Below are 22,666 nucleotides of genomic sequence, written 5' to 3' on the forward strand. Positions count from 1 at the left end.
CGGTGAGTGCAGCTCGGATCAGTTCGGCCGTGATGACGCATCCGGTGCGCGAGGAGCAGGCCGCGGCGCTGTCCGCCCGGCTCGGTCTCGGGGGACTGGCGATGGACCCCGACCCGGAGGGTGCGCCGTCGGCGTTACGGACCGCGCTGGTGGCCTGGGCGGCGATCTCCGAAGGGGCCAGTCACCATCTGGTGGTGCAGGACGACGTGGCCGCGCCCCGCGAACTGCTCGACCTCGTCGCGCGGTCCGTGGCACGGTTCCCGGACGAGGCGCTGATCTTCTACACCAACTGGCATGCGCGCAACGGGGCCGCGGCCCGGCTGGGTGCGCTGGCCGGCGCGGGCTGGGTGCGGGCCGTACCCGAGGAGTTCGCGCCGACGCTGGCGATCTGTCTGCCCGCGGAACGGGCGGCCGGATTCCGGCGGTTCGCCCGGGACAGCGCGGAGCGCCATGACGACGAGGTGATGGCCGCCTACCTGCGCACGGTGGGCCGGGCGGGGCTGCTGGCCGTCCCCAACGTGGTGGAGCACATCGGCACCAGCAGCATCAACGGCCATGCGGCACAGGGCGTCCGGCTGGCCGCGTGCCCGGTCGGTGCCCGCGACGCCCGGCCGCCGCTGTGCCATGGGTGGGTGCTGGAGGAGCTGGACTGGCTGCCGTACATGCGGTACGGGGAGGGGTATCTGCGGCCTGCCGGGACGCGGGCGCTCGCCGAGCCCCGGCGGCACACCCGGTGGCAGGACGCGCTGGGGGCCACCGGCCTCACGGAGGGGCGGCTGCGGCAGGTCATGCGGCGCCACCGGCCCCAGGACGCGGCGGGGGAGGTACGGCGGCTGTTCGGTGCGGGCTTCGCGGACGAGCTGTGGATCCACTGTCTGCTGCTGGGCAGGCAGGCCGAGGACGCCGCGCGGCGCCATGCCCCGCACCCCGGGGGCGCGCGGGCCGGGGCCGCGCGGCTGCGGGCCGCGGCGCTGTCCACGGTCGGGCCGGCGGGGCTGCCCCCGGAACGGCGCCCCGACGTGCTCCCGCAGCATGCCGAGCTGCTCGCGACGTACGCCGCGAGCGCGGTCGGCTGCGGGGGGCTGCTCCTCGACGACGCTACGGCGGGGGAGCGGCGGCCGCGCCCGGCACCTCGTGGGTGATCCAGACACACGGTTCCCAGTACGCGCCCCGGTCGCGCGCCCGGTCGATGAGCACGGTGTCCAGGCCGCCGGGGAAGACATACGGGCCGTCGTCGGGGAACGCCATCCCGGTCCAGGACTCCCATTCGGCCACCGTGCCGGTGATCCGCGACGACTGCGGGACGGACGCCGCGAGGGCGCCGCCGTGCCGCACCTGGGTGCGGATCCAGGGGTCGAAGGGCGCACCGTCGGCGCGGGTCCAGGCCGCGTACCGCTCGATGGGGACCAGTGGATAGCGGTCCTTCCAGACGGGCCGGACCGGCACGATCACATGGGAGAGACCGCCGGCGCGGGCCATCCGCGTCATCTGGCCGAGGAGGGCGACGGAGTACCCCTTTCCCTGGTGGGCGCGCGGGATCTCGATGCCCAGCGCGCACAGGGCGTTCGGCACATGGCCGGCGTCGTGGCCGGCGAAGGCCGCCGCGATGGAGGCGTCCAGGCCGGTGCCCAGGCCTTCGGGGGTGCCGTCCCAGGTGCGGGGGAGGGTGCGTCCGGCGCCCAGGATCGCGTCGCCCTCCGGGTCGTAGAGGACGAACTGATGGTCCGGGAATTCGGTGAACAGCCGGGTCCAGAAGTCCGCGTTGATATCGCCGTGCAGGTTGTATTCGGGGACCACGCCGGCGAATTCCTCGGGGATGCGGTCCCAGAGTTCGGGGCGTTCGGAGTGGCGGACGATCTGCGGGGTCATGAGCCGCTCACCTCGCCGGTCGCGCCGGGCCGGTTCTTCACGGTCTCCCACACGATGACGAGCGGAATTCCCTCCCAGGCGGCGCGGGCGGCGTCGGCGATGGACTCCTCGTAACCGCCCGGCGCCAGACGGCCGTTGAAGACCGGTTCATGGCAGCTGCGCACGCTCAGCCCGGCCTCGGCGAAGGCGGTCAGATAGCTGCTGGGGAGGTGGACGTGGTTGCGTACGAAGGCCAGTTCGCCGTCGCCCTTGACGAACAGGCACTGCCCCTGGAGCGAGGTGACGAAGGGGTGGATGTCGGAGAGGATGATCCGGCCGCCGGGGCGAAGGACCCGGGCCAGCTCCGCGACGGCCGGGGTGAGGTCCGGCAGATGCGTCAGCGCCAGTGAGCAGACGGCGAGGTCGACGGAGCCGTCGGGCAGCGGCAGGTCCTCCAGCAGGCCGTGGCGGAACTCGGCGCCCGGGGCGTTGCGGCGGGCCCGCTCCAGCATCTGAGGGGACTGGTCGACGCCGATGGTGCGGTGGCCGCGGGCCGTCAGGGCCGCCGTCTGCCGTCCGGTGCCGCAGGCCGCGTCCAGTGCGGTGCCCGCCGGGCCGCGCTCCAGCAGCTTGTGCACCACCGGCTCCTCGACCTCGATGAAGGAGCTCGGCAGGGAGTCGTAGACGGTGGCCCAGGCGGCGTAGCCGGCCGCGGCGTCGAGTTCGCTGACCGCCGCCCCGCCGTCCGGCAGGGGCCCGCCGCGGCCCGAGGCGAAGTCGCGGATCTCCGCCACCCGCGCCTGAAGGAACTCCTCGTCGCCGTCCATCGCACGGCGCAGCAGGGCCAGCCCCTCGATGCCCAGTACGAGTTCACGCACCCGGAATTCGCTGTCCATTTCTTGCCTCCGCTGTCCTGAATTCGACACTGTCCTGAATTCTTCCCGGAATGGGCTGATCCCGGCGCTTACCCCGCGGTGCGGCTGCCTCTAGCATGATGTGCGTGATAGAAGGATATGTGGACCGGGAAAGCGTGATAGCCGGCCGGAAACTGACACTTCATATCTCCACGGACGCCGAAGAATTCCGCGTCCGTTTCTACCGATTGGGCCGACAGCTCTCCTTCATGGCGGAGTCCGGCCCGTTCCCCGGGGCGTTCGCGCCCCCGCCGCCGCACCCCGACGGCGTCGCGGAACACGCCTCGCCCGCCGTGGCCTGGGACTGGCCGCCGTACACCGTCCCCGTCCCGGACGACTGGCCGCCGGGCGTCTACCTCGCCCACTTCGTCGAGGGCGACGACCGCCGCGCACGGGCCGTACCGCTGCTGGACGAGACCGCGATCGAGGGCCACGAGCGGGAGTTCTTCCTCGTCCGGCCCCGGCACCCGGGCCGCGGCGCCCGCATCCTGTACAAGAAGTCGACCTTCACCCGGCACGCCTACAACCGCTCGGACCGGCCCGGCCTCCAGCGCGCCAGCAGCCTCTACGACCACCCCGTCTACCAGGAGGGCGGTCCCGGCCGGCCCCGCGGGCACCGGCTCAGCCTGCACCGGCCCGGCGGCGTCATCGACCTCGCCTACTGGGACGCGCCGTTCATCGCCTGGCTGGAGCGCAGCGGCTACGACGTCGAGTACTGCACCGACCTCGATCTGCACGAGGACCCCGGACTGCTCGCGCCCTACCGGCTGCTGCTCAGCGTCGGGCACGACGAGTACTGGAGCGCCACGATGCGCGCCCGGGTGTCGGCCTTCGTGCGCGGCGGCGGGAACGTGGCGTTCCTCAGCGCCAACACCTGCTGGTGGCGGGTGCATCCGGTGGAAGGCAACACCGCGTTCGTGTCGGACACCGACCACCACGTCGGCGAGGTCTATCCGCACCTGCCCGCGACGGACCTGTGGTGGGCGGCGCCGCCCGACGGCGTCGGCGAGCCGGAGAACACCCTGACCGGGGTCAGCTTCCGCAACGGCGGTATGTGGCCGGGCGAGTGGCCGGGCGACCGGCCCCGGGACGGGTACCGGGTCCAGCACGCCGGCCACTGGGTGTACGAGGGGACCGGGCTGCGCGACGGTACGGACGGCGGCCCCGCGGACGCGCTGGGCGCGGGGACCGCGCTGATCGGCTACGAGTGCGACGGCGCCGCCTTCGTCCGCGACGAGCACGGCATCGCGCACGCCAGCGGGGCGGACGGCACCCCCGAGTCCTTTCTCATCCTGGGCATCTACCTCCTGGATCCGGTCCATGACGACTTCCACCACCTCAAGTGGGGGCACTGGAACTGCCCCGCGAGAGAACCGGAGGTCACCGGGCCGCGCGCGGCGACCATGGGCCTCTACACCGCCGGCGGCACGGTGTTCACGGCCGGTACCACCGACTGGCCGGTGGTCTGCGGCCGTGAACTGGACGCCGGAGTCGTACGGGTGACCCGCAATGTGCTGGACCGGCTGGCCGGCCCGGCTACAGCAGATCCGTGAGCGCACTCAGCGAGGCGATCCGGGTGGCCCCCGCCGGCACCGGCGGGGCCACGCCCTCCACGGCGCGGTCCGGACGCCACAGGTGCGCGGCCCGCATCCCGGCCGCCAGCGGGCCCGCCACATCCGTGCGCCACATGTCCCCGACGAACAGCGCCTGTTCGGGGCGCAGTCCGCAGCGCTCCAGCACCACACGGTAGATCCGCGGATGCGGCTTGCGGGCCCCGGCACGGGCCGAGGTGACCGCCACATCCACCGCCCCGGCCAGGCCGACGTCCTCGATGGCCCGGTCCAGGTCCCAGAACCAGTTGGAGCACACCGCCACCGTCACGCCCCGCGCCCGCAGCCCCGCCAGCGCCGACGGCACATCGTCGAAGAGCGCCAGACGCAGATCCTTCATCGCCCGGTCGAGCTCGACGGCCAGCGCGGCCGCCTCGGTGTCCGGGACGCCGCAGGCGCGCGCCCGCCGGCGCAGCCGGTCCACCTCCCAGGCCCGGTAGCTCTCCTCGTCGACGGAGTGCGCCGCGTGCTCCTCGCCGTCCCGCGGCCCGACCGTCCACGGATCGCCCCACCGCTCGGCGGCCTCGGTCAGGCCCCGGCGGGCGAAGAGGGAGTGGTGGCTGGGCGGCAGCGGCGGCACCATCCGCACCAGCGTGCCGTAGAAGTCGAAGATCACTCCCCGGACGGGCGGAGGCGGGGAGGGCATCGGCCTCAGAACCGTCCGTACCGGCGCGGGAAGTAGTCCTCCAGTTTCCCGTCGCGTTCGATGTCGAAGGTCGCGCAGTGCAGACCGCCGCCGAACGGGCCCACCGCGCGGAACGGCACCGGCACCACCTCGAACCCGTACGACGAGAGCTGGTCGGCCAGCGCCACCTCCTTCTCCTCGATGCACAGGGTGTTCTGGTCGAGGTTGAGCAGGTTCCCCGCCAGCCAGGGACTGCAGTAGGACAGCTTCGGCGGATGGTCCCAGCTCGCGGGCTGTACGGCCTCGATGATCTCCCAGTCGTTGCGCCGGAAGAACGCCATCAGCTCGGCGTCCGCGAGCCGCTCCCCGCAGTGCAGTACCAGGCCGGGGCGCAGCGGCACCCAGGTGGCGTCGATGTGCAGCGGATGGGTGTTGGTCGAGGTCACCGCGTGTACCCGGTGGTCGGGGAAGTGGCGTTTGAGCCACTGGTATCCGCTGCGGTTGGTGACGAACGACAGCTGCACGAACAGGTCCTTGCCGAAGCGCGCCACGTCTGCCGCGTCGAACAGCGGCTCGGCCTCGGTCAGCACGAGGTCGTAGTCGCGTACCCGGGCGAGCTGCTGCTCGGTGGTGAGGGTGGGGTAGGTGTCCCAGAAGCCGGGACGGTAGGAGGCGTCGGTCAGCCGTGGCTTGGGGGCGGCCTCCCAGCGCATGTTCTCGTCGGTGTCGAAGAGCCGCTGCAGAAGGGGCCGGTAGCAGAGGTACTCGAACCACCGGCTGCGGTAGGACATGGTGGCTTCGAGGATCTCGTTGCCGACGGTCAGCAGCAGGTCCCTCGGCGGCATACAGCCCGACATCGAGTCCTGCGTCCAGTCCGGGGTGGCGACCCGCTGGCTGAAGTCGACGGGGGCGGGGCGGTCGACGCGGATGCCGCGGCGGCGCAGCATCTCGGCGAAGCCGTCCAGCTGTTCGTTGGCCTCGGCGGTCATCTCGGACGGCATCGGGCCGTAGGTGCCCAGCGGGAAACCGTCGTCCGGGAAGTCCCGCCGGATGGCCGGCTCGGGTGCCTGCACCACCGCGTTGTCGGCCCGTCCGACGACGACGTGCCGCAGCGGGTCCCAGCCGTTCCACGAGTTGACCCTCACCGGCCGGGTGACCGAATCCGCGGGCGTCGTGCCGTTCTCAGTCACGTGCACACCCTTCGATAGGGGACGTGGGAGACGCACGGGCAAAACTGAGGCAGCGGGGGCGGCAGCGTCAAGGGCGGAACTTCCCGGCACCACCGTGTTTGCGTCAATCCACCGCTTGTCCTTTTATGCGGCCCGTGAGTTCGGAATGGTCTCCGGCCTGCCGTACGGGTATGGCGGACTTCCCCGTCCGGTCTTTTCGGGGCGCTGTTTTATCTGGCCGGAAAACCCCCTGGGGGTGATGGGGCGTGCGCGTGGGGTAGATAGGCAGCCGGTTCCGACTACCCGACGGAGGAGACCATGGCCGAGCGCATCTCCCGATTCACCGCGGGTCTGGGGACTTTGCTGCTGCTGGCGTCGGCGGCCGGCTGCACAAGCGGTGACGGCAGGCCGGTCCCGGCGGCGCAGCGCTCGGGCGAGCTGACCGTCTGGCTCACCGTCGACGCCCAGGAGAGCTGGCCGGACCTGGTGTCCGAGGTCAACGGCCGCTTCCGGGAGAAGTATCCGCGGATCGAGGTGCGGGTGCAGTACCAGCAGTGGACCAGCAAGAACCAGAAGATCGACGCCGCGCTGGCCGGCCAGAAGGTGCCCGACGTGGTCGAGATGGGCAACAGCGAAACCACGAATTACCTCGTCAACGGAGCCTTCGCCCCGGTGGATCCGGCGAAGTTCGATCATTCCGGGCAATGGCTCGGCGCGCTCAGGGACGCCTGCCGGATGGACGGCCGCACCTACTGCGTTCCCTATTACGCCGGGGCCCGGGTCGGAATCTACCGCACCGATCTGCTCAAGAAAGCGGGCATTGCACACGCCCCGCGCAGCTATCCGGAGCTGCTGGCGGATCTCGACAAACTGAAGCGGAAGTTCACGGCCGCCGACAAGAATTTCTCCGCTTTCTACATGCCGGGCCGCTACTGGTACGCCGCGATGGCCTTCGTGAAGGACGCGGGCGGCGAGATGGCCGTCAAGAAGGACGGACGCTGGCACGGCGCGCTGTCCTCCGCCCGCTCGGTCGCCGGACTCACGGCGTGGAAGGACCTCCTGGAGACGTACTACGTCGGCGACCGGTCCAAGGACAACGGGGACGAGCCCGCGGTCGTCGGCCAGGGCCGGGTCGGCATGTTCTACGGCAACACCTGGGAGGCCAAGGCCGCCACGGACAGCAGATCCGGCGGCAACCCGGCGCTCCGCGGCCGGTTCGCCACCTTCGCCTTCCCCGGGCCCTCCGGCAAACTGCTGCCGCCGTTCCTCGGCGGCTCCACCCTGGCGATCCCCGCCAAGTCCACCCAACAGGACCTGGCCGCCGACTGGATCCGGATGTTCACCGACCGCACCGCACAGCGCCGGCTGATCGCCGCCGACACCCTGCCGAACAACACCGTCCAGCTGCGCCAGGTGGCCGCCGACGGCGTCAACGGCCCGGCCGCGCGGGCCGCCGAACGCGGCTGGGTCACCCCCCTCGCGCCCGGCTGGGGAGCCGTCGAGAAGTCCAACATCCTGCAGGAGATGCTGCAGGACATCGCGACCGGGAAACAGCCGGTGGCGGCCGCCGCGAAGGCCGCGGACCGCCGGATCGACGCCGTGATCAACGAGAACTGACGGACGGGCCCCGCGCGCAGTCCGCAGGCACCGAGGAGTTCGCAGCCATGGAGACCGCAGGTCCGTCGCGCCCCTCGCGCACACGCCAGGCGCGGCACCGCGTCCTGCCGTATCTGCTGATCGCGCCGACGGTACTCGCCCTCGCCGCCGTCCTCGGCTACCCGCTCGTCGATCTGCTGCTGCTGTCCTTCCAGGACATGACCCGCCGTCAGCTGTTCTCCGGGGCCGCGCCGCCATGGGTCGGACTCGACCACTACCGGACGATCCTGACCGACGGCTTCTTCTGGACCGTCGTCGGTCGCACCGCGCTGTTCACGGTCGTCTGCGTCGGCGCGACGATGGCGCTGGCGATACCGGTCGCCCTGCTGATGCGGTACGTGGCGCCCTGGGTGCGGATGACGATGACCGGTGTGCTGGTCGCCGTCTGGGCCATGCCGATCATGGTCGCCGCGTCCATCTTCCGGTGGCTGTCCGACGCGGACTACGGAGTCGTCAACTGGCTGCTCGGGCTGGTGCCGGGCCTGGACTTCAGCCGGCACAACTGGTTCGACGACCCCTGGCAGGGCATCGCCGTCATCGCCTCAGTCGTGGTCTGGGGCGCCGTGCCGTTCGCCGCGATCACCCTGCACGCCGCGCTCAGCCAGGTCCCCGCCGAACTGGAGGAAGCGGCCCGGGTCGACGGCGCCCGCGGGCCGCAGCTCTTCCGGCACGTCACCCTCCCGGTCATCAAACCGACCGTCGTGCTGGTCACCTCGCTCTGCGCCATCTGGGACTTCGGGGTCTTCAACCAGATCTGGCTGATGCGCGGCGGCCAGCCGGAGAAGGACTACTACCTGCTCGGCGTCTACTCCTTCATCGAGTCCTTCGCCGTCAACCGCTACAGCGCCGGCGCCGCCATCGCCGTCATCACCGTACTGATGCTGCTGGCCGGCGCCGTCGTCTACGTACGGCAGATCATCCAGCTGGGAGGAACCGAGTGACCACCCCGCCCGGACCGGGCACCACGGGCGGCCCGCCGGCGCGGCCGCCCTCTCCCGCCCGGCGCCGGCGGCCCCGCCGCCTCGCGGCCGGCGCACTGGGACTGCTCTTCAGCGCGGTGATGGCCTTCCCGATCTACTGGATGCTGCTCACCGCGTTCCGGCCGGCCGAGGAGATCCACCACAGCCCGCCGCGGTTCTGGCCGGGCCGCCTCACCCTCGAACACTTCCGCCGGGCCCTCGACACCCCCACGTTCTGGTCCAATGTGCGCGCCAGCGTCCTCATCGGCATCGGCACCGTCGTGGTCTCCCTGCTGATCGGGGTGCTCGCCGCGTTCGCCCTCGCGCGCTTCTCCTTCGCCGGACGCAAGGCCCTGGTCCTGGTCGTCCTGGGCGTCCAGATGATCCCCCTGGCCGGACTGATCATCCCGGTCTATCTGCTGCTCAGCGACGCCGGACTGACCGACAGCCTGCTCGGGGTGATCCTCACCTACCTGGTGTTCACGCTGCCGTTCACGGTCTGGCTGCTGCGCGGCTTCATCACCGGCATCCCCGTCGAGCTGGACGAGGCCGCGATGGTCGACGGCTGCACCCGCCTCGGCGCGTTCCGCCGGGTCGTGCTCCCGCTGCTCGCCCCGGGGCTGGTGGCCACCTCGATCTACGCCCTGGTCCAGGCCTGGAACGAGTACGTACTCGCCTACGTACTGCTCTCCAGCAACGACAAACAGACCCTCAGCATCTGGCTGGTGTCGTTCCAGACCAGCTTCGGCACCGACTACGGCGGGCTGATGGCCGGTGCCACCCTCACCGCGCTCCCCGTGGCGGTCTTCTTCGCGATCGTTCAGCGCCGGGTCGCCACCGGCCTGGCAACCGGGGCCGTCAAGGGATGACTCTGTACCCGACCTCGCAGGAGTACACGTGACGTTCGACCGTCTCGACCTGGTGTCCAAGCTGTACCAGCCGTCGGGCTGGCCACGGATCCTCGAAGCCGCGTCCGGGGCCCGCTCCAGCGGCCCGCTGGTCGTGGACCTCGACCCGACGACCTTCTGCGACCTGGCCTGCCCGGAATGCATCAGCGGGAAGCTGCTCAACCAGGGGCGCTTCACTCCCGAGCGGCTGGCCGAACTCGCCGGGGAACTGGTGGAGATGTCGGTACAAGCGGTGGTGCTCATCGGCGGCGGGGAGCCGCTCGCCCACCGGGGAACCCGCGCGGTGCTACGGGCCCTCGGCGAGGCCGGCATCGCCATCGGGGTCGTCACCAACGGCACCCTGATCAAACAGAACCTGGCCGAACTGGCCGCCTACGCCTCATGGGTACGGGTCTCCGTCGACGCCGGCACCAGCGAGACGTACCGGCGCTTCCGCCCCGACCGCAAGGGACGCAGCGTCTTCGACAAGGTCATCGGCAATATGCGCCTGCTGGCCGAGGCCAAACGGGGCGCCCTCGGCTACTCCTTCCTCGTCATGACGCGCCAGGAGCCGGACGGCACCGTCGTGAGCAACCACCACGAGGTGTTACGGGCCGCGGAACTCGCCCGCGACATCGGGTGCGACTACTTCGAGACCAAGGCGATGTTCGACGACGGACACCATGTGGTGCAGGTGCCGGCCGAGATCCTGCGCTCCGTCGAGGACCAGCTGCACCAGGCCGCCAAATGGGAGGACGACACCTTCGAGATCGTCAACTCCTCGACCCTGACCTCCCTGCGGGCCCACGTCGGCCCCGTGCAGGAGAAGGCGTACCACCGCTGCCTGGTCGCCGAACTGCGCACCCTGGTGACGCCGTCCGGGGTGTACGTCTGCTCCTACCACCGCGGGAACTCCGGAGCCAGGATCGGAGACGCGGTGACCGACAGCCTGCCGGAGATCTGGCGCAGCTCCGACCGCGGCATCGTCGACCCCAGCCGCGACTGCCGCTTCCACTGCGCGCGCCACCGCTCCAACCTCGAACTCGACAAGATCGGGGCGGGAACGGTGGCGGCGCCGGAACCCGGCAGCGACTACGACCCGTTCATCTAGGGACGCCTCTCCCCGGGCGCCGGACGCCCGGGGCCGGCCCCCAGCGGCGCCGGCCCCGCGGCGAGCTCCGGGGCCAGACCCGCGGCCGCCCGGGTGAGGATCACCCGGGCCCGCGGATGGCTGCGGTGCAGCGCCTGCCGCAGCCGCGCCACGATCCGCGCCCGGTCCGCCGCCGGGCAGACGCCCACCAGCGCACCGCCTCCGCCGGCCCCGCTCAGCTTCAGCGGCAGGCCGGCGGAGCGCAGCGCCAGCGCCCGCAGCTCCTCCAGCAGGGGCGTCGACATCCCCTGAAGGTCGCGCATCGCGTCGTGCGCCTCGCTCATCGCCGCACCGAGCGCGGTGAGATCACTGCGGTGCACGGCGTCCCACACCGCGGCCGACGCCGCATCGCACCGCTCCACATACAGCGCGAGCCGGTCATCACCGGCCGCGAGCTGATCGCGGACGACACGGATGTGGTCGCCGGTGTCCTTCTTGGTGGCCGAGTCGACGACCACGACGGCCCAGTCGCGGGGGAACTCCGCGCGCTCCCGGATCTCGGGCAGGCCGGCCGTGCGCCCGTCGAGCAGCAGCGCACCACCGGCGATGACCGCGAGATGATCCATCCCGCCCCCGTGGAAGACCGCGAACTCGAACTCGTACGCCCACTGCGCCAGCGTCCGCGCATCGACCCCGGCGGCCGGCCCGCAGGCGTCGGTGAACGCCCGGAACAGCGCCACGATCAGCGCCGTGGACGACGACAGTCCGCTCGCCGCCGGAGCCTGGCTGCGCACCCGCACCGCGGGCGGCCGCGGCCCCAGCCCGGACAGCCGCCGCCGCAGAAACGCCCACACCTCGTCCGCCCAGCTCCCGGCCCCGCTGTCACCGTCGCCCCGCGGTCCCCCCGGGCCACGCGCGGCGGGCGGCCCCATCTCGACCGACGTCGGCAGATCCAGCGCCAGGCTGACGGACCGGCCGCCCAGCCAGTCCAGATCCTCACCGGACAGGCACGCCCGGCAGGGCACCACCACCGCTCCCGGCTCCGCCGCCCGGCCCGCTGCCACCGGCCGCACCGCTCTGCGCACACTCATCGGGCCTGGAACCTTCCGGTCGAGCTGAACTCCCGGAACATCTCCAGGACCACAGCGGTGGGCGGATGCAGCGGCCCGGGCGGATCGGTGAGCGCACAGAACCGCGCCCGGACCACCTCGTCCCGGCCCGGCGCGAGCCCGCCCGACCAGCGGCGGGCCGCAAAACACAGCGCGAAGCAGTGGGTGACGTCCCCGTTCGGGTAGGTGAGCGTGTGCACTTGCGGGTCGGAGAGCGAGCCGAAGGGCTCCAGGTCCGCGCGCTCGACCCGCAGCCCGGTCTCCTCCGCCAGCTCCCGTACGGCCGTGCCGGCGAAGTCACTGCCCTCCTCGCACGCCCCGGCCGGCAGCTCCCACACACCGTTGTCCACGCGCTGCTGGAACAGACCCCGGCCGGCGTCGTCCAGCAGCAGCACCTGGGCGCCCGGTACCAGCAGCCGCCGGGTGCCCACCTTCTGCCGCAGGGACCAGAGGTACGAGCCGACATAACTCATCTGCCTGTCACCCTTCGTGGTGCCTTGTCCGGATTCCCGGCAGCAGGCTGTCATGCGGCCGACTCGCCGGCCAGCCAGCCGGGCACCGCGTGCGGGGTGTCGGTCAGCCAGCGCACATAGCGCTCCACCCCCGCACGCACATCGATCCGCGGCTGCCAGCGCAGCAGCTCACGGGAGTGCTTGGTCGCGGCGTAACCGCCCAGGGGATCACCCTCCGGCATCGGGGTGGTGACGAAGCGGGCGCGGGGGAAGTGCGCGGCGATCAGCTCGCCCACCTCCCGCACCGAAGTGGGCACCCCCGTCCCCACGTTGACGGTCTGCCCGGCCATCTGCTCCTCGACCAGCGCCAGTGCGGTGGCCGCGGCCACATCCTCGACATGCACCAGGTCCCGCACCTGTACGCCGCCCCCGTTGAGCCGCATCGGCCGGCCGAGCCGGGCCTGCATCGACAGCCACGCCACCATCCAGGAATGGCTGCCCGGCTTGGGGATCTGCGGATCGCCGTAGACGGAGAAGTAGCGCAGCACCGCGTACCGCGCGGCGCCCGGACCGCCGAGCAGCAGCCGCGTCTGATGCTCGGCCCAGAGCTTGGAGTTGGCATACACGGACACCGGAAGCAGCCGCTGGTCCTCGTGGAAGACCTGCGGCCCCCGGATGGCCGGATCGCCGTCGCCGTACACCGCCGCCGACGACACCAGCACCAGCCGGCGCACCCCCGAAGCGGCGGTCTCCTCCAGCACCACCTGCGTGCCCTGGACATTCGCCCGGAAGGCGATGTCGGGCCGTCTGGTGCACGCGGCGACATCGGCGTACGCGGCGGCATGCACCACATAGTCGGCGCCGGCGATCACCCGGCGTACGGCCGCACGGTCGCAGATGTCCCCGACCACCATCCGCACATCGAGACCCGCCACCCCGAACAATGCGGTGTGTGCCGATTCCGGATATGCGTCCAGGCGGTCCAGCACCGTTACCTCGGCACCGGCCCGGCGTAATAGCGCGACCAGCCGGCTGCCCACCAGGCCGGCACCACCGGTGACCACCACATGCGTATCCCGCAGCTTTTCCAGCCGGACCGCAACTGTTTCCTCCGGTGCGCCGTACCGTGCCGATATCGCGCCATTTCCGTTTCCGTTCACGATCTGAGACATGGAATCCTCTCACCGCACAAGATCTCTCGCCGTATCCGAGAGCTCTCATCACGCATGATTCGCCGGACCGTTGCCAGCGGTCAGCATGTCGGGCGCCGAATGCCGCTACCAGAGCGCCATTTCGGCAGTCTTGCGGCGCTCGGCGCGGCGGCCGTACTGTCCAAAACCACCTGTGCCGGATTGCCCGCGGCAGCGAAAATGTCCCGGAGGAATTGATGACGCGTTACCGGTTGAGCGGTGCCGTGATGACCCACCCCAAACGCCGTGCGGCAGCCGAAGGACTGGCGCGGGCCGCACCGCCCGGGGCGTTACGGGTCGTCATGGACCCGGACCCGGCGGGCCGGCCGTCCGTGCTGCGTACGGCGCTGTGCGCATGGTCGGCCATCGAGGACGGCGCCACCCACCAGCTCGTCGTCCAGGACGACATGATCCTCTCCGACACGTTCTTCGACCGCGCCCGCGCGGCGATCGAAGAGATGCCGGACGCGGCCCTGGCGCTCTTCGCCCTGTGGGACTCGAGAAACGGCGCCGCGGTACGTTTCGGGGCCATGACGGGGGCACGATGGGTGGGCGCCGTCAATGAGTACTTCCCGTGTGTGGCCATCATTCTGCCGAGGCGCGTCGCCGACGGATTCGTGGCTTACGGCCGGCGCCACCTCGACAGCTGGCCCGACGACATCCTGATGTACAGATACTTACGCGCCAATGGAATCCCTTCGTATGTCTCGGTGCCGAGCCTCGCCGAACACGAGGATCACGGCAGCATCTCCGGCAACGCCTTCCGCGGACCGCGCCGTTCGGTCTGCTTTCTCCCCTCGGACATACCCGGCCGTGAGGAATCCCGGCTGACCGGCCTGAAAGTCCTGCCGTTCTTCAAACATGGGGTGGCGCAGTGCGCGGTACACCTCGACGGAACGGACCCGGGCCGCTGGCTCCACCTCGACTGCGCGCAGTACCTCGAAGGCTCCGGCGTGCGCGTCGAAAGGCTCCAACCGGCCATCGCCGGAATGGCCGAAGCCGCCGCTCCCGCCGACGCGGAGGGGACCTGGCTGACCGCCTTCACGATGGGATTCGTCCAGCGAAGGCAGGGGCTCGCCAGCGCCGGACACCCCGACCCCGCGGTACTCACCGAGGCCCTGGCCACCGTGGGCCCCGGCGGCATCAGCCACGCCCAGCCCGAGGAACGGATCGCGGAGCTGCGCGACGAGCTGGCATGCATCGCCCGGTCCGGTGTCGAGGCGGGAGTTGAGGCGGCTGGGCGGATACGGGCTGGGCGGGCAGCGGTCGGGCGGGAACGGAGCGGGCGGGCGGCGGGCGGATGGGACTGGGCCGGGCGGGCGGCGGCCGGATGGGCACGGGGCGAGCTGGAACGGGCTGAGCCGGTACGAGCCGAGCGGGAACGGGCGGAAGGGGACGAGCCGGAACGGGCGGAAGGGGCCGAGCTGGAACGGGCTGAGCCGGAACGGGCCGAGCTGGAACGCGCGGAACAGGCGGAACGGGCGGAACGGGCCTTGGTCGGACCGTGCCGGGTCGGGGTGGTCGGCGCCGGCAGCCCGCTGGGGGAGCACCTCGTACGGGGCCTGGCCGACCACGGACACCAGGTCACGGCCCTGGGGCCGGGCCGCCAGGCCGAGCAGACCCTGGACGCGGTGCTCGATCTGACCGCCCTCACGGCGACGCCACCCGGCGCCGGTGGCGGCCGCATCACCCTCAACTCCCCCTCCCGCGAGGGGGTGTGCGTCATACGCACCGGTGACCTGTACGGTCCGGGCTGCCCGCACGACTCACGGATCGGCCGCATGGTCTGGGACGCGCTGCGCAGCCGCCCGCTGACCTTCCAGGAGCCGCCCGGCGCGCTGCTCCGCCCCCTGCACACCGGCGACCTGGCCGACGCCCTGTCCACGCTGCTGCGGACGCCCCCGTCCGAGCGGGCGATCGGACTGGCGCCCGCCGCACCGTGCACGGTCGCCGAGATGGCGCAGGCGGTCCGCAAGGCCGTCCGCCCGGTACCGGTCACCGACCCGGCGACCGTGCCCGACGCGCCCGCCCCTCATAAGAGGGAGGCAGCATGGCCGCCCCCGCCACCAGGCTGGAAGGCCACCACCGACCTGACCTACGGCCTGCACACCTACGCCCAGTGGCTGGCCTACGAGGGCATCCATGACGCACCTGACGACTGATCGCGGCCGCTGTCGACCCGGTGGTGGACGGCCGGAATACCACCCCCGCCCACCACGTTGTGGCCCCGCAGGGGGCCCTCGCATCCCCTACGGGATCTGTTCGGCCGCCCCCTAGATGACCGGCGGCCGCCCCAGCCTCGTCATCCGCCACACCGTGCGCCAGCGCATCGGCCGCCGCCGCCCGCAGGGGGTGCGCACCCCTTCGGCGAACCCGGCGGCCCAGGCGCGCATACCCGCCGCCGAGCGGCTGCGGACGGCGGTCAGCGCGGCCCACACGCCCAGGTAGAGCGGCACCAGCAGCGCGGGGAGGTGCCGCTTCGCCAGCCACACCCGGTTCCTGGCCACCATCCGGTGGTAGACGGCGTGCCGGGTGGGCGAGGTGTACGGGTGCTGCAGCACGAGCTCCGGCGCGTAGCGGACGTTCCAGCCGTCGTCCAGGGCCCGCCAGGCCAGGTCGGTCTCCTCGTGCGCGTAGAAGAACTCGTCGGGCCAGCCGCCGATGCGGTCCAGCATCGGCACGGACAGGGAGTGCCCGCCGCCGAGGAACGTCGTGACGAGACCACCGCGCTGGGGGTCGCCGACCCGTAGGCGGGGGACGTGCCGGCGCTGCGTGCGGCCGAGTTCGTCGGCGATGCGGAAGCTCACGATCCCCAACTTCGGGTCCTGCTCGTGCAGTTCCGCGAGCCGGCTGAAGACGTCCGGGCTGATCAGCAGGCCGTCGTCGTCCAGATCGACCACCACGTCCAGCTCGCCGAGCTTTCTCAGCTCGTCCAGGGCGACGTTCCGTCCGCCGGAGACCCCCAGGTTCTCGCTCAGCTCGACGCCGGTCGCGCCGTGCGGCAGCGGGGGGAGCGGCGAGCCGTTTCCGACGACCACGATGTGTGCCGGCTGAAGGTCCTGCTTGGCGACCGAATCGAGCAGCGCCTGCAATTCAGCGGGGCGGTTTCCCATGGTCAAAATGGCGACGCCTACGCGCAGATGACGCACAGATGAACACTCCGTTCTTGGCGGTCTCTCTGCGATGCTAGTCCCCCTGAGGAGGCGACTGCGCGCCCTGGCACAGGCCTGGCGACATCCTGTGACGCGGGCCTGACGACGCCCTCTGACGCGGACCTGACGACGTCCTGTGACGCGGCCCGGTGCCCTTCCCCGCCAGGAACTGGTTGAAGGGGAAACCTGCCGGTGGGCCACCAGGGCGGCCGGTCACCGATGGGCGCCGGTCTGGCCGGGGGCGCACCATGGAAGGAGGGGGATACGGGGGGTGAGGGGGCGATTCGAAAAGATCGGCGGGGGTGGCGGGAGGCAGCCTCATGTTGGAGATCAAAACGATCGACAAGCCGGATGAGCGGCGTGACTTTCCCCGAGGTCACCTCGAAGCCCTGCACATGACCGGGCTGGACTTCGCCGTGGCCACGTTCGAGCCGGGCTGGCACTGGACGGAGTCGGTGGGCCCGATCGCCGGGACCGACAGCTGCGAGGTCCACCACAACTGCGTCATGGTCCACGGCCGGATGCGCATCCGGATGAACGACGGCGCGGAGTCCGAAGTGGGCCCCGGCGACGTCTTCGTCTGCCCGCCCGGCCACGACGCCTGGGTCGTCGGCGACGAACAGGTCACCCTGTACGACTTCGCGGGCGGGATGGCGAAGGAGTACGCCAAGGCAGAGGGGTAGCCGGCAGCCGAGAGGACAACGAGCTGACCGCACAACCGCACAACCGCACAACCGCACAACCGCACCAGGCCCCGGGATGCCGGTCCCGGGGCCTGGTGGTGTGTGCCCGCTGAGCGAGGCGCGTGTCCGTCGAGCGAGGCGCGTGTCCTCCGTGCGGGGCGTATGGCCTGTGGGCGAGGCGTGTGTCCCCCGTACGAGAGGGGGAGCGAGATCACGTGAAACGGGATGTCTAGGAACGCGTTCGGTGGGCAGGGGTGCTCGACGGTCCGGCATGCGGAATACGTCACGGGTTGATCCTGTTGCCGCTGCCGGAGACCGAGCGCACATCGTCGACAGACCGGAAGCAGGGACATACGCATGAGCACGGTTGAGCTCACCAAGGACAACTTCGACGAGATCGTCTCCGGCAACGATTTCGTCCTGATCGACTTCTGGGCCGAGTGGTGCGGCCCCTGCAAGCAGTTCGGCCCGATCTTCGAGCGATCGTCCGAGAAGCACGACGACCTGGTCTTCGCCAAGGTGGACACGGAGGCCCAGCCCGAGCTGGCGCAGGCCTTCCAGATCCAGTCCATCCCGACGGTCATGATCGTCCGGCAGAACATCGCGGTGTTCGCCCAGCCGGGCGCGCTGCCGGCCGAGGCACTGGAGGACGTCATCGGCCAGGCCCGCGCGCTGGACATGGACGAGGTGCGGGCGTCGGTCGCCGAGGCCCAGCAGAGCGAGCAGGCGCAGGCCGGGCCGGGCCAGTAGGCTCGGGGCCCGTGAGCGAGCTACTTCTGGTCCGGCACGGCGAGACCGAGTGGAGCAGGGACGGGCGGCACACCGGCCGGACCGATCTGCCGCTGACCGCCCATGGCGAGGAGCAGGCCCGCCAGCTGCGGCCGCTGCTGTCGGGCCGGAAGATCGGGCAGGTGTACGCCAGCCCGATGGCGCGGGCACTGCGCACCGCCGAGCTGGCGGGCCTGCCCCGTCCGCAGATCGATCCCGACCTGCGGGAATGGGACTACGGCGGCTACGAGGGCATCACCACCGCCGAGATCCACCGCGAGCGGCCCGGCTGGTACCTGTTCTCCGACGGCGTCGCTCCCGGCCCGGACGAGCATCCGGGGGAGTCACCCGAGCAGGTCGGCGCGCGCGCCGATCGGGTGCTCGCCCGGATCGCGCCACGGCTGCGGGCCGATGAGGGCGATGTGGTGCTGGTGGCGCATGCGCACTTCCTGCGGGTGCTGGCGGCCCGCCGGCTCGGACTGCCGGCCGCCGCGGGCGGACTGTTCACGTTCGAGACCGGAGCGGTCGGCGTCCTGGGCACCGAGCACGACCGGCCGGCCGTGGTGGCCTGGAACGCCCGGAGCGTGTAAGCGTCCGGAGCCTGTGAGCGCCGGGATCCTGCGAGCAGATCCCTACGGCGCCATCGGGTCAAGGTGGAGCGGCTGCACCTTCCCCTCGATCATGGCGCCGAGCCCCATGACGGCGCAGGTGTCCGGGCGGTCCGCGGTGTGCACCGGCATGCTCGTGGCCTGATGGATCATCGGCTCCAGGCCGGGGATCAGCGCGCTGCCGCCCGCGAGCATGATGCCGCGCTCGCCGAGGTCGGCCACCAGGTCCGGCGGGCAGCGGCGCAGCACCGCCCCGATGCCGTCGAGGATCGCGGTCAGCGGGGTCGTGATGGCGTCCCGTACCCGCTCGGTGTCGACATGCACGGAGCGGGCCATCCCACTGATGACGTCCCGGCCGTGTACCTCGGTGGAGCCGGGGGTGAGCCCGTCGGCGCCGGAGAGGACCAGATGCAGCGGGCGTACGGCCTGGCTCGCCAGCATCAGCTCGTGGTGCTGGCGCAGATGCTGGATGACGGCGTGGTCGATGGCGTTGCCGCCCACCGGCACGCTCTCCGCGGCCACGATCGAGCCCAGTGACAGCACCGCCACCTGCGTGGTGCCCGCCCCGCACATCACGATCATGGTCGCCTCCGGCTGCTCCACCGGGAGCCCGGAGCCGATGGCGGCCGCGACCAGGGTGTCGACCAGCTCGACCCGTCGCGCACCGAGCCCGGTCAGCGTCTCCACGGCCGCCCGCTGGGCCAGCGGCTCGCTCCCGTACGGGAGGCAGACCGCGGCCCGCATGGTGGGCCGGCGCCGCCAGGTCCTGCGCAGCCGGTCGCCAACGAGCGTACGCAGCAGCCGCTGGGCCATGTCGATGTCGACGACGGTGCCGCCGGAGACCGGTCGGACCACGCGGATGTAGTCGGGGGTACGGCCGTCCATCAGCTCGGCCTGGGCGCCGACGGCCAGCAGGGCGCCGGTGCGGGTGTTGATGGCGGCGACGCTCGGTTCGTCGACGACCAGCCCCTGGTTCTTCACATACACCCTGGTCCGGGCCGCGCCGAGGTCGACGGCGGCTGAGCAGCGCCGCAATTGGGCGAGGCTGATGGTCATGGGTGATTCCTCCCCGGGGGGCCGGTATGGATCAGGTGCTCACACGGCCCGTTCGCACGGACCGCTCGTGCGCCATCCTCTGGGCGCTGGGGGCGGCCTGCCTGTCGGGGGCGTCCGGCCGGGGGACGGGCAGGCGCGGGCTACGGCGAACGGGTGAGGCGGCGGCGGGAGGGGCCCGGGAGGCGAGGGACGGCGCCGCGCGGTCGACCCGGGTTCGGTCACGTCACCGGCCCGGGTTCGGTCACGTCATCGGCCCGGGCTCAGTCGACCCGTCGCTGGTACAGCCCCCAGGTGAATTCCGTGACGATGTCCTGCGGCACGCCGTCGGGGTCCGGGGCGGTGCAGGCCAGGCGCCAGCGCGTGGGGGCGCTGCCCTCCATCGGGCGGGCCGGGGCGAAGGCGCGGGCGACCTCGTCGACGGTGCAGGACCAGGGGGCCAGGTCCGCGGTCGTCCGCAGCTCGGGGGAGGGCGCTTCGGGCGCCCGGACGAGCCAGGCGTTCCAGACGGTGCCCCTGGCCGCGGTGAGGACCTCGAACCGCAGGTCGGGCCAGAGCGGCACCGGCCAGGTCAGGGCCTCGCAGGTCAGGTCGCCGATCCGGCGGGTGGTGACGGTCTGCGGGGCGCCGAGCAGCGCCCGGTACGGCTGGACGCCGCCCGCCCGCGGGGCGTGCATCCGCGCCTGCCAGCGGCGGTTGGCCTCCCGCATATCGGCGCGCGTCACGCGCAGTTCGCGCAGTGCGTCCTCGACCATCCCGGGGTGGTGGTCGGCCATCCGGCGCAGCAGTACGAGCTGGAACGCGACCGGTCCTGGCAGGTCGGAGGGGGTGCAGGGGCCGGAGGGCGGGTGATTGTCAGTGGTGGGGTCCATGATGGACATGGTCGTGGACGGCGGGGGCCTGGGGAGGTCCGGGGCGCTCGCCGTCGGGGAGGAAGAGCACGGAGTTGACGTAGCGGCGGTGCGGCGCGAGGGAGCGGCGCAGCAGACCGTGTTCGGCGACATGGGAGGTACGGGACTGATGGGCCAGCAGATCGAAGTCGGCCAGCGGCAGCCAGCGGTCGCGCGGCAGGACCCAGCCGCGATAGCCGTGCGCCGCCGTCCATGCGAGTACGGGCGCGAGCGGCTGGATCCGGCTCTCCAGCTCGATGAAGAGCGCCGGTAGTTCACGCTCCACGGTGCGTTCGGCGCCGCGCAGCACCGCCAGCTCGGCACCGTCCACATCGACCTTGATGAGGGTGACGGAGGCCAGCCTGAGCGCGTCCAGGGGAAGGCAGGGCACGTCGAGGGCGGCGGAGTGCAGCTCGCGGCGTACGAGCGAGGAGACGCCTCGGTCGCCGCGGCCGTCCGGGGGCAGCCAGAGGGTGGCGCAGCCGGAGTGGTCGGCGGCCGCCGCGGAGACCACGTCGACGTGCGGCGGGGTGACGGAGGCGAGCAGCCGGGCCAGATGGGGAACCGGCTCGATGGTGACGACGCGGTCGGCCCGCCGGGCCAGCCGCCGGGTCCAGGGGCCGTACCACCCGCCGACGTCGACGGCCGTGCCGCCCGGCGGACAGAAGTCGGCGAGCCGCCGCAGCTCCGGTTCAAAGCGCGGATAGAGCCCGTCCGCCAGCGCCGCCACCAGCCGGGCCGGCAGCCGGGGCGCCAGCCGCGCGGCGAGCGTCACGACCACGCCTCGTGGTCGGTCTGGTCGTCGGCCGGGTCCGTCTGGTCGGCGAGGAGGCGCAGCAGACGGTCGTGTTCGGCGTCGCTGACCTGTTCACCGGAGGAGGGGAGGAGTTGGGGGATGCCGTCGAGGACCGGATAGCGGCGGCGCAGCCGGGGGTTGTAGAGGACGTCGTCGGGGGCGAGGAGGGACAGCGGGCCCTTGTCGATCGGGCAGACGAGGATCTTCAGCAGCGGGTCATCGGGCTTCATCGCTCAACTCCGTTGGTCCGGTGGGATGTCGGTGGGATGTCGGGGGATGCGCTGGGGCGGAAGGCGTGGCGGCGGGGGTGTCATGGCGCGGCAGGGCGAGCAGGACGGACACGGCGACGGCGGTGCCGCCCAGCCGCAGGGCGAGCCGCAGCGGATCGGCGGGCAGCGGCTCGCCGAACGCCACGGTGCCGCAGGCGACGGTGAAGACGCAGGTGACGGTGGTGCAGACGGGGACGATCACGGAGGCGCGGCAGCGTTGCAGCGCGGTCTGGGACAGGACCAGACCGGCGGCTCCGGTGAAGAGCAGGAGGTAGGGGTACGGCGAACGCAGCAGCCGGGCCGCGGCGCCCGGGATGTCGTCGGTGGTGAGCAGCCCGGAGACGCCCTTGATGGCCAGTGAGCTGACGCCGTAGAGCAGGCCGACGGCCACCCCGTAGGGGACGCCGGCGGTCGGCAGCCGATGGCGGCGCCGGGCACGCCGTTCGGCCGAGCGGTACAGCAGCAGCCCGGCGGCCAGCGACGGCACAGCGATGGCGAGCAGCGTCGCGGGCGGCGCGGTACGGGCGATGACCTGTGCGTCCTCGCCCTGGAGGGAGGCGACGACCAGGACGAGTGCGACCAGGATCGCCGCGATGCTCTGCCGCTCCCGGCCGCTGGTCCGCTCGCCCAGGACGGCCGAGGACAGGAGCAGCAGCAGGACCAGGCCCGAGACGAAGATGCCCTGGGCGGCGGCGAGCGGCAGGGTGCGGTAGACGGCGAGCTGGGCGGCGAACCCGGCGGCCAGCGCCAGCGAGCCGCCGAGCCACAGCGGGCTGGACAGCAGATGGCCGACGGCCCGCGCGGGCTGCCGGGTGCTCAGCGCGGGCAGCGTGGCCAGCGCGCGCTTCTCCAGTACGAAGCCCGTGCTGTACAGGACGTTGGCGAGCAGCGCGGACGCCACGCCCCACCACAGCATCGCGGTCCCTCCTTCCTTTCGG

The 22,666-nt window shown here is 72.0% G+C and carries 23 protein-coding genes; 10 read left to right on the forward strand and 13 right to left on the reverse strand.

From position 1 onward, the window contains the following. The first annotated feature begins 2 nt into the window (after positions 1-2). Positions 3-1,142, forward strand: coding sequence for a hypothetical protein (locus tag ACWD6P_RS01465; protein ID WP_451441921.1), 1,140 nt, complete (start codon positions 3-5; stop codon positions 1,140-1,142). Here the strand turns inward: ACWD6P_RS01465 and ACWD6P_RS01470 are convergent. Then, a complete protein-coding gene (locus ACWD6P_RS01470; RefSeq protein ID WP_451441922.1) occupies positions 1,099-1,869 on the reverse strand; it encodes a GNAT family N-acetyltransferase in 771 nt (256 codons plus the stop codon). The genes ACWD6P_RS01465 and ACWD6P_RS01470 overlap by 44 nt on opposite strands. After that, positions 1,866-2,744, reverse strand: a complete 879-nt coding sequence (locus tag ACWD6P_RS01475; RefSeq protein ID WP_451441923.1) for a class I SAM-dependent methyltransferase — start codon at positions 2,742-2,744, stop codon at positions 1,866-1,868. The genes ACWD6P_RS01470 and ACWD6P_RS01475 overlap by 4 nt, the downstream gene beginning before the upstream one ends. 104 nt (positions 2,745-2,848) lie before the next feature. Between ACWD6P_RS01475 and ACWD6P_RS01480 the strand changes: the two genes are divergently transcribed. Then, positions 2,849-4,315, forward strand: coding sequence for a N,N-dimethylformamidase beta subunit family domain-containing protein (locus ACWD6P_RS01480; RefSeq protein ID WP_451441924.1), 1,467 nt, complete (start codon positions 2,849-2,851; stop codon positions 4,313-4,315). On the opposite strand, the gene ACWD6P_RS01485 is transcribed toward ACWD6P_RS01480, so the two are convergent. Next, positions 4,299-5,018: an HAD family hydrolase gene (locus ACWD6P_RS01485; protein WP_451441925.1), complete on the reverse strand. Its 720-nt coding sequence runs from the start codon at positions 5,016-5,018 to the stop codon at positions 4,299-4,301. The two genes, ACWD6P_RS01480 and ACWD6P_RS01485, sit on opposite strands and share 17 nt — an antisense overlap. A gap of 5 nt (positions 5,019-5,023) precedes the next feature. Continuing rightward, positions 5,024-6,187: a serine/threonine protein kinase gene (locus tag ACWD6P_RS01490; protein ID WP_451441926.1), complete on the reverse strand. Its 1,164-nt coding sequence runs from the start codon at positions 6,185-6,187 to the stop codon at positions 5,024-5,026. Between the two features lie 297 nt (positions 6,188-6,484). On the opposite strand from ACWD6P_RS01490, the gene ACWD6P_RS01495 reads away from it, so the two are divergent. From ACWD6P_RS01495 to ACWD6P_RS01510, 4 genes are read left to right on the forward strand one after another with little or no spacing between them, the layout of a single operon-like run. Further along, positions 6,485-7,783 (forward strand): extracellular solute-binding protein, encoded by a 1,299-nt coding sequence (locus tag ACWD6P_RS01495; RefSeq protein WP_451441927.1) that lies wholly within the window; start codon positions 6,485-6,487, stop codon positions 7,781-7,783. 47 nt (positions 7,784-7,830) lie between these two features. Continuing rightward, the gene (locus ACWD6P_RS01500) at positions 7,831-8,763 is read left to right on the forward strand and encodes a carbohydrate ABC transporter permease (protein WP_451441928.1); all 933 of its coding nucleotides are present in this window, start codon (positions 7,831-7,833) and stop codon (positions 8,761-8,763) included. After that, positions 8,760-9,650 carry a carbohydrate ABC transporter permease gene (locus ACWD6P_RS01505; RefSeq protein ID WP_451441929.1) on the forward strand — a complete coding sequence of 297 codons (891 nt, stop codon included), beginning with the start codon at positions 8,760-8,762 and terminating at the stop codon, positions 9,648-9,650. The genes ACWD6P_RS01500 and ACWD6P_RS01505 overlap by 4 nt, the downstream gene beginning before the upstream one ends. A 28-nt stretch (positions 9,651-9,678) precedes the next feature. Next, positions 9,679-10,779, forward strand: coding sequence for a radical SAM/SPASM domain-containing protein (locus ACWD6P_RS01510; protein ID WP_451441930.1), 1,101 nt, complete (start codon positions 9,679-9,681; stop codon positions 10,777-10,779). Here ACWD6P_RS01510 and ACWD6P_RS01515 read toward each other — a convergent pair. The 3 genes from ACWD6P_RS01515 to ACWD6P_RS01525 are packed head-to-tail and all read right to left on the reverse strand — an operon-like array spanning position 10,776 to position 13,491. Then, a complete protein-coding gene (locus ACWD6P_RS01515; RefSeq protein WP_451441931.1) occupies positions 10,776-11,849 on the reverse strand; it encodes a GHMP family kinase ATP-binding protein in 1,074 nt (357 codons plus the stop codon). The two genes, ACWD6P_RS01510 and ACWD6P_RS01515, sit on opposite strands and share 4 nt — an antisense overlap. After that, a complete protein-coding gene (locus ACWD6P_RS01520) occupies positions 11,846-12,340 on the reverse strand; it encodes an NUDIX domain-containing protein (RefSeq protein ID WP_451441932.1) in 495 nt (164 codons plus the stop codon). Before ACWD6P_RS01520 ends, ACWD6P_RS01515 begins: the two co-directional genes overlap by 4 nt. A 50-nt stretch (positions 12,341-12,390) precedes the next feature. Further along, positions 12,391-13,491 carry an NAD-dependent epimerase/dehydratase family protein gene (locus ACWD6P_RS01525; protein ID WP_451441933.1) on the reverse strand — a complete coding sequence of 367 codons (1,101 nt, stop codon included), beginning with the start codon at positions 13,489-13,491 and terminating at the stop codon, positions 12,391-12,393. Between the two features lie 245 nt (positions 13,492-13,736). On the opposite strand from ACWD6P_RS01525, the gene ACWD6P_RS01530 reads away from it, so the two are divergent. Continuing rightward, complete coding sequence (locus tag ACWD6P_RS01530) at positions 13,737-15,671, forward strand: hypothetical protein (protein WP_451441934.1); 1,935 nt, start codon at positions 13,737-13,739, stop codon at positions 15,669-15,671. Between the two features lie 111 nt (positions 15,672-15,782). Here the strand turns inward: ACWD6P_RS01530 and ACWD6P_RS01535 are convergent, their stop codons facing one another. Further along, on the reverse strand, positions 15,783-16,658 hold the full coding sequence (locus ACWD6P_RS01535; protein WP_451441935.1) for a glycosyltransferase family 2 protein: 876 nt from the start codon (positions 16,656-16,658) through the stop codon (positions 15,783-15,785). Between the two features lie 323 nt (positions 16,659-16,981). On the opposite strand from ACWD6P_RS01535, the gene ACWD6P_RS01540 reads away from it, so the two are divergent. The 3 genes from ACWD6P_RS01540 to ACWD6P_RS01550 all read left to right on the forward strand — a co-directional run bounded on the left by ACWD6P_RS01540 (position 16,982) and on the right by ACWD6P_RS01550 (position 18,702). Continuing rightward, positions 16,982-17,344: a cupin domain-containing protein gene (locus ACWD6P_RS01540; RefSeq protein WP_451441936.1), complete on the forward strand. Its 363-nt coding sequence runs from the start codon at positions 16,982-16,984 to the stop codon at positions 17,342-17,344. Positions 17,345-17,701: 357 nt separating this feature from the next. After that, positions 17,702-18,094 (forward strand): thioredoxin, encoded by a 393-nt coding sequence (trxA, locus tag ACWD6P_RS01545; protein WP_451441937.1) that lies wholly within the window; start codon positions 17,702-17,704, stop codon positions 18,092-18,094. 11 nt (positions 18,095-18,105) lie between these two features. Then, the gene (locus ACWD6P_RS01550) at positions 18,106-18,702 is read left to right on the forward strand and encodes a histidine phosphatase family protein (RefSeq protein WP_451441938.1); all 597 of its coding nucleotides are present in this window, start codon (positions 18,106-18,108) and stop codon (positions 18,700-18,702) included. A 42-nt stretch (positions 18,703-18,744) separates the two neighbouring features. Here ACWD6P_RS01550 and mreB read toward each other — a convergent pair whose 3' ends face one another. From mreB to ACWD6P_RS01575, 5 genes are all read right to left on the reverse strand, one after another. Beyond that, the gene (mreB, locus tag ACWD6P_RS01555) at positions 18,745-19,776 is read right to left on the reverse strand and encodes a rod shape-determining protein MreB (RefSeq protein WP_451441939.1); all 1,032 of its coding nucleotides are present in this window, start codon (positions 19,774-19,776) and stop codon (positions 18,745-18,747) included. Positions 19,777-20,036: 260 nt separating this feature from the next. Continuing rightward, positions 20,037-20,645: a hypothetical protein gene (locus tag ACWD6P_RS01560; protein ID WP_451441940.1), complete on the reverse strand. Its 609-nt coding sequence runs from the start codon at positions 20,643-20,645 to the stop codon at positions 20,037-20,039. Further along, a complete protein-coding gene (locus ACWD6P_RS01565; protein WP_451441941.1) occupies positions 20,629-21,438 on the reverse strand; it encodes an FkbM family methyltransferase in 810 nt (269 codons plus the stop codon). The genes ACWD6P_RS01560 and ACWD6P_RS01565 overlap by 17 nt, the downstream gene beginning before the upstream one ends. Then, entirely contained in the window at positions 21,435-21,689 is a 255-nt protein-coding gene (locus tag ACWD6P_RS01570) for a Trm112 family protein (protein ID WP_451441942.1), read from the reverse strand. The genes ACWD6P_RS01565 and ACWD6P_RS01570 overlap by 4 nt, the downstream gene beginning before the upstream one ends. Beyond that, complete coding sequence (locus tag ACWD6P_RS01575) at positions 21,676-22,644, reverse strand: DMT family transporter (protein WP_451441943.1); 969 nt, start codon at positions 22,642-22,644, stop codon at positions 21,676-21,678. The genes ACWD6P_RS01570 and ACWD6P_RS01575 overlap by 14 nt, the downstream gene beginning before the upstream one ends. Positions 22,645-22,666: the final 22 nt, after the last annotated feature.

Source organism: Streptomyces sp. NPDC002446, assembly GCF_053595675.1.